This window comes from Bacillus sp. SRB_331 (assembly GCF_003264175.1).
Taxonomy (GTDB): Bacteria; Bacillota; Bacilli; order Bacillales; family Bacillaceae_G; genus Bacillus_A; species Bacillus_A mycoides.
This window is the reverse complement of the sequence record NZ_NADV01000048.1, coordinates 21297-30875: the sequence shown is the minus strand read 5'-3', so window position 1 is coordinate 30875 and position 9579 is coordinate 21297. Positions and strand designations below refer to the sequence as shown.

Annotated in this window: 8 protein-coding genes and 2 pseudogenes; 6 read left to right on the top strand and 4 right to left on the bottom strand. The window is 31.9% G+C overall.

Annotated features, from left to right (window positions below; genetic code table 11):
* Nucleotides 1–74 precede the first annotated feature (74 nt).
* On the bottom strand, nt 75–896 hold the full coding sequence (locus tag B5P42_RS27960; protein ID WP_002186990.1) for a hypothetical protein: 822 nt from the start codon (nt 894–896) through the stop codon (nt 75–77).
* A gap of 294 nt (nt 897–1190) precedes the next feature.
* Between B5P42_RS27960 and B5P42_RS27955 the strand changes: the two genes are divergently transcribed.
* Entirely contained in the window at nt 1191–2480 is a 1290-nt protein-coding gene (locus B5P42_RS27955; protein WP_044441029.1) for a DUF5068 domain-containing protein, read from the top strand.
* A gap of 297 nt (nt 2481–2777) precedes the next feature.
* Here B5P42_RS27955 and B5P42_RS27950 read toward each other — a convergent pair whose 3' ends face one another.
* From B5P42_RS27950 to B5P42_RS27940, 3 genes and pseudogenes are all read right to left on the bottom strand, one after another.
* On the bottom strand, nt 2778–3653 hold the full coding sequence (locus tag B5P42_RS27950; protein WP_258397556.1) for an IS3 family transposase: 876 nt from the start codon (nt 3651–3653) through the stop codon (nt 2778–2780).
* Nucleotides 3650–3925 (bottom strand): helix-turn-helix domain-containing protein, encoded by a 276-nt coding sequence (locus B5P42_RS27945; RefSeq protein ID WP_113735764.1) that lies wholly within the window; start codon nt 3923–3925, stop codon nt 3650–3652. Before B5P42_RS27945 ends, B5P42_RS27950 begins: the two co-directional genes overlap by 4 nt.
* Nucleotides 3926–4059: 134 nt before the next feature.
* Nucleotides 4060–4215, bottom strand: a pseudogene (locus B5P42_RS27940) (helix-turn-helix domain-containing protein); the annotation flags it as partial.
* A 261-nt stretch (nt 4216–4476) separates the two neighbouring features.
* On the opposite strand from B5P42_RS27940, the gene B5P42_RS32965 reads away from it, so the two are divergent.
* The 5 genes and pseudogenes from B5P42_RS32965 to esaA form a co-directional block, all read left to right on the top strand.
* Complete coding sequence (locus tag B5P42_RS32965; protein WP_080029300.1) at nt 4477–4728, top strand: hypothetical protein; 252 nt, start codon at nt 4477–4479, stop codon at nt 4726–4728.
* Between the two features lie 699 nt (nt 4729–5427).
* A pseudogene (locus tag B5P42_RS27925) lies at nt 5428–5502 on the top strand (transposase); the annotation flags it as partial.
* A gap of 872 nt (nt 5503–6374) precedes the next feature.
* Nucleotides 6375–7241, top strand: coding sequence for an Rgg/GadR/MutR family transcriptional regulator (locus B5P42_RS27915; RefSeq protein WP_002186997.1), 867 nt, complete (start codon nt 6375–6377; stop codon nt 7239–7241).
* Nucleotides 7242–7483: 242 nt separating this feature from the next.
* The gene (locus B5P42_RS27910) at nt 7484–7780 is read left to right on the top strand and encodes a WXG100 family type VII secretion target (RefSeq protein ID WP_113735763.1); all 297 of its coding nucleotides are present in this window, start codon (nt 7484–7486) and stop codon (nt 7778–7780) included.
* A gap of 75 nt (nt 7781–7855) precedes the next feature.
* Nucleotides 7856–9579 (top strand): type VII secretion protein EsaA (gene esaA / locus B5P42_RS27905; protein ID WP_113735762.1); only part of this gene is annotated, 1724 nt, incomplete at its 3' end.

Sequence of the window (9579 nt, the reverse complement as noted above, 5' to 3'; positions counted from 1 at the left end):
TATTTTTGCACCAGAACCAATAATATTATTGAGATAAAGAAGACTTATTGATAGTACAACAATAAGTCTTCTTTTTATATATTAGTAGTGTCAAACATATTTCTTTCAATTTGATTCCAAATAACATTAATTTTTGTAGTTTCGAATCGTCTAAACAAAGTTGAAATACTAATTTGACTTTCCTCTTTTAATTCGTTGTAAGTTAATCTTCTATTGTATTTTTTGTATAGTCGAACTAGCTCCTCTTTACACATACTTAATTCAATAGGTTTCTTTCCACCTTTATAATCATGGCGAAATCCACACTCTTCTTTTAAAATTTTCATTGTAGAAAAGTATTGACGATATATATCAAATGAAAATACAGTCCAATCGGTTAGCTCACGAATAGTAGCAGCACGACCCAATTTTTTGCTAATCATTTTATATTCATCTTTAAGCAATTCCTTTGAAATTTCATCATACTTTTTTACTTCACTTAATTGATTACAGCACAATAAAATTTCTGGCCAACTTTGATTTAATCTTATTTTCAAAGTATCGCTATAAGGAAAACGACTCTTATTTCTTTTACTGTTATAAATGCTCTTTCTTGTGGAGCCTATACGCTCAAACTCTTGATTCAGTTGTTCATATATTATTTCTTTAGGAATGTACTTTAAATGGTTATTTAAATCATATAGACCGGATTTAACAACAATTTGAGGAAAAGCTAAATTGAATTTTTTACGCAATGTCTCACTTGTATAATGCAGATCCCCTTTGTTGGCATCATATATTTCCGCAGTTTTAACATCTTTTTTTTCTAAAACTTCTCTTACTTGCCCCAATAAATCACTCTCACTATATATAATCTCTTGTCTCATTCTTATTAGTCCTTTATTTGTATGTTTCACATGTTACACCACCAATTTTAAGATAAGATTCATCGCTTAACAAATAACTTATGATCTTATTATAATCTAAATTAGAATTTTTCAAAAAGTATCAGTATATTATTTTTTGTTTTTCGAATCATAAGTTTTCCGTAAGAGGAAGCATAAATTGGCCGTGGTGTATGGATGGTGGAAGATACTAGAAAAAGCTGGTGAATGATAAACTTTTTTTCTATAATGAAACGTGAGGGGGGATAATAAATTATTTGGTTGTGTAGATTAAAAGTTTAATAGGGAAAAACAGGGGGAAGAAAAATGTCAAAAAAAGTAATGTCTTTATTTTCTGTCGTGATGGTTGCAGCCCTTATGATAACTGGCTGTGGTCAAAGTGATAAAGCAAATAATGATCAAAAAGAGAATGTGACAAAAGAAAATAAGGAAGAGAAAAAAGAAACACAAAAAGAAAATAAAGAAGAAAAAACGGATACATCAAAAGAAAAAGAATCTAAAGATACAGCAGCTAACTCAAGCGATTATTCAAAGCTTATCTCATATATGGAGAAAGAAACACAAGGTAAAACGAAAGTTCTTTATGAAAACAAAGAACCGCAATTACATAAATTACAAGATGTTTCAGTATCACTTGATAACTACACATTAGTTGAATTGAATGATTTTCATACCAATTTTGATATTCCTTTTAACAGGCAAACAAATGGCGGAGTTATTCTGGCACACTATACTGTAAAGAACAGTTCAAATAAAGATGTTTATTATATGCCAGCTTTAAACATAACATTTACAGGCGCTACAAAGGATTACAGTAACTATAAGGATTTAATTCCAAAGGAAGAACAATTACCTACAAAACTATCTTCAAGCAATAATTATTTAGTAAAAGCTGGGGAAAGCATTTCTGGTTATATTGCATATCCATTTGGTAAAGATGATTTAACAAAAATTTTAGAGTTATCGACAGTTTCAGTCAAAGTTCCTGAAGCACAAGCCAATAAAGGAAAATATGACGCCCCAATTGGAAGGGCTGGAAATTTTACATTAAGTTTAAATAAACAAGGTGATCAAAAAGTTACAACAGATAAAACCTTTTATCAAGATAAAGTAACAGCTGAAAACATGGGCGAGAAGACAATGCTAAATGAGAAATCAAACATTAATAAAAGTGAACAATTAGGTGCTACCAATGTTACATTAGATGGATATCAATTTACCAAATTTACACCAAATTCCACTGAAGCCCCTCGATTTGGAAGTTTCAAAAATGGTGTTGTTTTATTGACAGTCAAATTTAAACTCGATAACAAAGAGACCGAAGATATTTCATTGTCTCCAATAAGTTCTACATTAAGAGTTAATGATGGTACACAATATACGCTCAACGAAGGTATGTTACTGAATTACAAATATAATGATTCGATTAAAGTTGGAACATCTGGCGAGTTATTACAGATTTTCACCTTAGATCAGGAGCAGTATGAAAAGATTTTGAAAGACAAAAGCTTTGAGATCGAATTAGGACCTATGAGAAATAAAGACGCAAAAGATATTTCAAAAGGGAAAAAAGTGAAATTTACATTACCGAAATAGAGTAGCAATAGAAGACGGGATGAGGTTGTTTCCTTATCCCGTCCAATGCTGTTTTTCGACTTATCAGTTTGCCGTAAGAGGAAGCATAAAGTTTCCTAGAATTAAGATGTATTTTTACTTTAAAACCCTAGAAATCTGGTTTTGGTGCAAAAATAAAACAAAAGAGAATAAAGCACATATATTCCTAACGGAATCGTATCTTATGTTGCAAGTCCAAACAATTGATGGATGAATTCTTTTTGATTTTGGACAGACTGGTTGGACTTATCCCCGTCAAGTAGACAACTGTAAAAAAGACTATGCAGCCATCGAAATTCGATATTCGATCGGAGCTCGATGATTGAGTCGTTTTTGGAATCGTTTGTAGTTATAATGATAGATGTATGTTTCAATTGCTTGAATTAGTTCTCCCTTTGTTTGATATTCATTAAGATAAAACATTTCACATTTAAAATGAGAGAAGAATGATTCAATGCAAGCATTGTCATGGCAGTTTCCTTTGCGGGAATGGCTGCCGATGGCGCCTAGCTGTTGAAGCATACGATAATAAGCAGGAGATGTATATTGGAATCCTTTATCTGAGTGGATGATGGTTCCATACACATCTCTTTTTTGTGTTGCTAAATCTAATGTTTTTAGAACAAGTTGCAAATCATTGCGATGTGAGAGTTTCCAAGCAACGATTTCATTATTGTAAAGGTCTTGAACGACCGATAAATAGAGAAATTTATCTTTGAATGGCAAATAAGTGATATCTGTGACAAGTACCTCATTTTGTTTGCGGTTTTGGAATTGTCGTTCTACTACATTTGGGAAAATCTTTGAGGATTTTCCTTTGAAAAAGCGTCGCTTTTTACGGATAATCGATTGAATGTGAAGCTCTCGCATAAGTCTATATACTTTTTTGTGGTTCACGAAAAATCCAGCCTCTCGTAAGGCGATTGTCATGCGAGGATAACCGTATTCTTTGTGTTTTATGTGAATTGCTTGAATCTGTTCATGCAATGTATTATCTTTTGAAAGGCGTAATTGCCTTTGACTACATGTTGAACGCCACTTATAGTAGCTAGAGCGATTTAACTGCGCAATGACGACAAGCCAGGTTACTTTGTACCGAGAACGTAGTTCTTCAATAATCTCGTACTTAGCCGTTTGAGCAAGAACACCTCCTATAGATTTGGATACTGCTTTTTTAAGTAAGCCACTTGCGCCTTGTAGTATTCCAATTCTTCTTCCATACTATCGAACTTCGTACGAGGACGACCTTTTAAGAGGTTTTTTAAGCCGTTATTACCACCATTTTGCCCCCGCAAGTCTGAAATATCACCTGTTTTTTGATATTTCCGGACCCAATTCATTAACTGTGTTCTACTTCTAAGCTTATATTTCTTCGATATAGCTGATTGGCTACCCTCACCATTTAAATAACTTTTTACAACTTGTATCTTTAATTTATCTGAATAAGTTTGAAATTTATCCCTTTTTTAACCATAATAAAATCCCCTCCAAGTAAAAGTGTAACATCCATGTGTATTCATGGTCTTTTTACACTGTCTACCTTAAGGGGATAATATCAAGGATAAGTTAACCCTTTTCCAGCTTCTTTATAAGTATCATTCCAAAGAGCAAGAAAATGGTTAAATACAAAGCGACTGCAACCGATTGTTTTAGCAATTAATATTTCTTGTTTCTTATTCGGGTAGATACGAAATTTATATGCTTTATTTACTAACATAGGTTGCACCTCACTTTTTCATAGTATATCTACAGTATACAAAAAAACGTAGTCTTACGCCTACTGACATTCATCTCCTACCTAAAATTGGTGTTTCACACCTTCACATTTTTTGAAGAAGGAGTCTTCTGTCAGAAAACGATAAAAAACCGAACCAATGATACAGTTCATTTTCTACCATGCTAATCCTGATAATGCTTCATTAACATTTTCATCAATTTTTTGGTGATAAGCTTTTTTTACATCTGTAATCATAGCTTCATAACCTTGTTTGAATCGATAGATGAAACAAAGACAAAGCATTATGAGGTGCTAGAGGCATTTGATTTGAATTACACAATTCATAAGTATTATTGGCACAGTGATTACAAAGGACTCATTCAGTACTTTTATATAAGAACAGACGACGATACAATTATTGATTTGTGTATCTCTGAATTTCCGGAAGTATTTGCGATACACAAGGGGCTTAATAGCAATGCAATTAAAAATATATTTAAAGGGAATTTGTAGCGAAGTATACAATCAAATAAATGGGGGAATTTAAAATGAAAATTGCTGTATCGGAAGGGAAAGCGTTAAAAAGAGAAACAAGCCTGAAATTATTACGTTATGCGATGCTGGAAAGCAAGTATAAGTACGCAAAATAAAAGCTCTTCATTTGTAAAAGCAAACAAAGAGCAAAGTCATGAGTGACCGTCTGGGAAAGAAATTGGCACATTTCTTTCCTCTTTATTTTAACATATAAAAAAATGTAGAGAAAAGGGGCATGTAGAATGGAAGAAGGTCGTATTTCCTTTCAGGCAAAGGTTTAAAGAAATTCTTGTTATGTTCGTCAGTTTTTGGATCATTATGTTTCTCATGTATGGTGAAAGCCTGCTACAATAGAACTAAGTCAAATATGAAATACCCTTAGGCAGCTCTCATAGGTATAAGATCTATGGGGGCTTTTTCATTACAATACAAAATAATTTCACGTACCGTAATGATTACTAAAAACAACACCCTACATCAATAGTCTACATTTATTTTTATGCCGAATTTATCTGCTAAGTGGATCATGTATTATTTGTTTTAGATATTACCTCATGTTAAATGGACTTTTTATCTATATTTTGGATAGATATCTTGCGAAATATGTCCCTAAAGCAGTATTTTAATTTAAACGTGATAAGATAGTTATATATGCATTCAGATGGTAAAAGGGGATGAGTGCTGGTTAAAAACCATATAAAAGTAAATGGAAAACGCCTTCAAACAAATAAAAAGTGGTCACATCTCAAGCAAATGTGGATTTGAAATAAAGTTTAATCGTTTATAACAAAGTTTAACCTTTTTATCCCTAATGTGCTAATATAGTGATAAAAAGGAGGGAAAAGGAAAGAAAAGGAAAGGAAAGGAATACATCTCCATATCTGCTTTCAATATTTGGATTGTTTTTTTCAGTTAGACACGGTTTATTAATATTTTTAGCATATTGGAAAGATGAAGTAATTTTGTCAAATAACCTAATTTTATTTGCAATAGGAGTATTATTATTAATTGTTTCAATGTTTTTTAATAAGCAACGTAGTAAAGCAAAACAAGTATAAATTTATTTAAAATCTAAAAACCTACTTGTTTAAAGGAAAGGAAACAAGGGTAAAGGATTTGTCATCGACCTTATTCAATGTTTTATAATTACAGTTCTTCTTACTTGTTTTTTATAAAAAATCCAGTTTCAAATCATATTGGAAATAAAAGTAAGTCTATGACCTGTTTTTACACGTATCTCGGCTGTACCCCAGCATGATATAAAATATAGGGATTTGATTATTTCGTTTTATCATGAAAAAATGATGGAGGAAATTCTGGAGTATCTTGTTAAAATGTAATTGCCTTTCAATAATGATCTTTTCTATGTGTTTTTTTGTTTTACTTAAATGTAAATGACACTATTGTTTCATCTATCAGCGAAAAATACATAGGTTCTGGTGCAAAATTATTCTATAAAGTGATTATTATCCACCACCACATAGTAACAACTCCTCTCATTGCTTATTAAAAAATAATAATAAGAGAAAGGTAATTTTTTTGAATGTGTAGCGTAATAAGTGATTTTTATAAAAATACGACACATATTAGTCGGATAAGAATCATTCGGAAGGGCGAGATGTTTTATGGAGATCGGAGAACTTATTGATTATACGAGAAAACAAAAGGGACTAACTATTAAAGATGTTTGTGGTGATTTTGTTAGTAGATCTGTTTACAACAGATTTGTAAATAATCGTGCAGATACTAGTGTCACAAATCTAACTTATATGCTTTCTAGAATTAATGTATACTTTGATGAATTAAAAGCTTTTGATTACCCAAAGGATGTAAATGTAATCAGTCAGATTATGGGTGAAATAAGAAATGCTTTTATGAAGAAAGATGTAGAAGAGTTAATAAGACTAGAAAGTCTTTGTAATCTAGTTAAAGGGCGAGATGGAATTAAGTATGAACATCTTTCGAGTTTATGTCAGTTGCTCATTGCTAGATTAAAAAATGAAACTCTTGAAACAAGAGAAACTAAAATTTATCAATATTTAATAAACATGCAGACATGGACTCGCTATGAACTAGTTTTATTCAACAACTGTATGTTTGCATTTACGCCTGAATTTATAGAAATCACCCTTGAAAAAGCACTTTTGGGAATCAATCATTACAAAGAATTTAGAGATGGAAAAAGTGAATGCTTTAGGATGTTAACAAATGCAATTATTTTCTTTATCCAGCACGATAGGATGAACCTTATATGGAAATATATGGATAAAATAAATTCATTTTCACTCGAAGAAGAAATGTTTTTTGAAAAAAACCTAAAATTGGTGATTAATGGTATTTGGGAGTGTTTGAGAGGAAATAAAGAAGGTGAAGAAATGCTAAAAAAGGCACAGTTGGTCTGTAAATATATAGGTGCCGATAATTATTACAAGATGAATGAAGAATTAATTGAATTTATAAAACAGAAGTACGAAATTAAAATTTCTACATAAGGTTTATATTTTTGGGGAGGTTGTAATTATTAAATTATGACCTTCCTTTTTCTATTTTCTATTTTCTATTTCATTTATTTTTTTATGTTTATAATATTGCTCCTTCTTTCGGTGTGTCATATAAGACACATGTGTATATAATGAGAGGCAAAGAAAGAAGCTCGCTTGCTCCAAGATTTAAAATAATTTTGAATTATATTATATTATCCGTAAGGATAGTTAGAAAACAAGGAGATGATATTATGGCAGGAGCTATTACGGTCACACCCGAACAACTGAAATCTCAGGCGAAAATATATCAAACGGCCTCTTCACAAATTGAAGACGCTATTCGTAAAGTGAATTCTATGAATGCAACGATTGCCCAAGAATGGCAGGGGGAAGCTTTTCGAGCTTACTTGGAGCAATACAAACAGCTTGAAGGTAATGTGAAACAAATGGAAAATTTATTACAAAGTATTCATATGCAGTTGACCAAATATGCAGATACAGTCGCAGACCGTGACCGTCAGGATGCAGGTTCGTTTGGCTTAAATTAAGTGTTTAAAAAAGGGGTCAGTGCAACTCATTGTGCTGACACCTTTTTTAATTTATCTGAAAGGAAGAAATGTATTTTGATAAAAAAATATCAGAGTTATTTTCCATTACTCATCATTATACTTGGTGGATTATTTCTTATTTTGACTTTCACTTATTTTGGTTTTAAAGATGATAATGTGTACCGGTCTACAAATCAAAAAGTATCCAAGGTTCAATATGTTCTAGTGAATGAAGATAAAGGGGCTGTTTTTGAGGGGAGGAAGTATGAACTAGGTGCAGACTTTGTTACTCTGATTAATCAAGATTCCAAAAATAGTTGGCAGACGGTCAGTAGGAATATTGCTAATGCAGGAATTGAGAATGGTCAATTTGATGCAGAAATTATTATTCCTCAAGATTTCTCTGAACGTCTTTTGTCCCTTCAAAGTATAGCACCAGAACAGGCGACCATTAATTATCGTGTACGTAAAGGGCAAAATGAGATATCCAATCAAGCCGTTCAAACACAAGTAAATGATATTTTGAAAAATTTCAATCAACGAGTTGTACAGATGTATTTCTCAAGTATTGTAGGAAATTTATCAGAAGCCCAACTAAATGTTAATAAAATTGTTGGAGCAGAAACTGATGCTAAGAAATATCTGATGACAAATATTCAAGATCCATTTAAGGAGTTATCGGGAGGATTTAATAATTTATCAAATGTTTCGAGTATTCTTGATGAAGATAATAAAGGTTTTCTCTCGGAACAACAAGCATTTGTTTCATCCGTAAAAACTCTAATGGATGATAATAATAAGAGCTTAGAAGCAGGTAGTACCTCGACAAAAGAAGCCAAAAAATCAGTTAACGAAAATATCGATAAAACAAATGAAAAGTTAAAAGATTCCTTAAAGCAATTTGAGGATCAATTTAACCAACAGAAAACGCAATTAGAAAACCAACGGCAATCTGATTTATCGGGATATAAAGCAAAATATGATGGTTTGAACCAATCAGTGTTTAAACAACTAGGAAACTTTTATACATTGCCAACAGGTGAAGTGAATTCAGCTGGGGTTTATACGGAATTCTTGCTAAACGCCAAGCTATTTCAGGAAACACAAACTGCTCGAATTGATGAACTAAAAGATGAAATTAAGCAATTGCAATCGCAAGTTGAAACTCTTAATGATTTAAGAAAACAGATTGCACAAACTTATTATGGAAGTGCAGAGAAAAATCCGGATACAGCTTCTGAGGAGGATATTAAACAGGCGATTGTGAAACTAATGGCTGATTCAAAAGAAAATAAAGTTAATTTAGATAATCGTTATCGTCAAATGATAGAAGAAAGTCTACCACAAATTCCAGCAGACACTTTAGAAAATCTTTTGCAAAAGTTAATTGCTGAGAATATTATAACTGATTCTCAATCTAAAAAATTCCAAGATGAGCTAACTATAGTTCGGCGTTATGCGAAAAATTTTGAAAAAGAAATAGGAAAGGAAGGAAACTTTTCCTATCTAGAAGCTAAGTCTGAACATAACTCTATAATTCCTATAAATAGTAGGGAGGTCACTATATCTATTGATCCAACAAAAGATAATAGAATTTCTTTGAAGACAGACCATACAGAACAAGGAAGTTTAGGAATAAGAAATTTGACGGATCTTTTACCGGTGTTAAAAACAGAATTGGATCAAAAACTCAAATCATATGGGTACATTTCTGAGTGGAGTGAAGTTTCTAATCATGAATTCAGTATTTCATTGAAAAAGAACCCCACAGAACCAGAGCCGAAACCGCCAGTAGATCC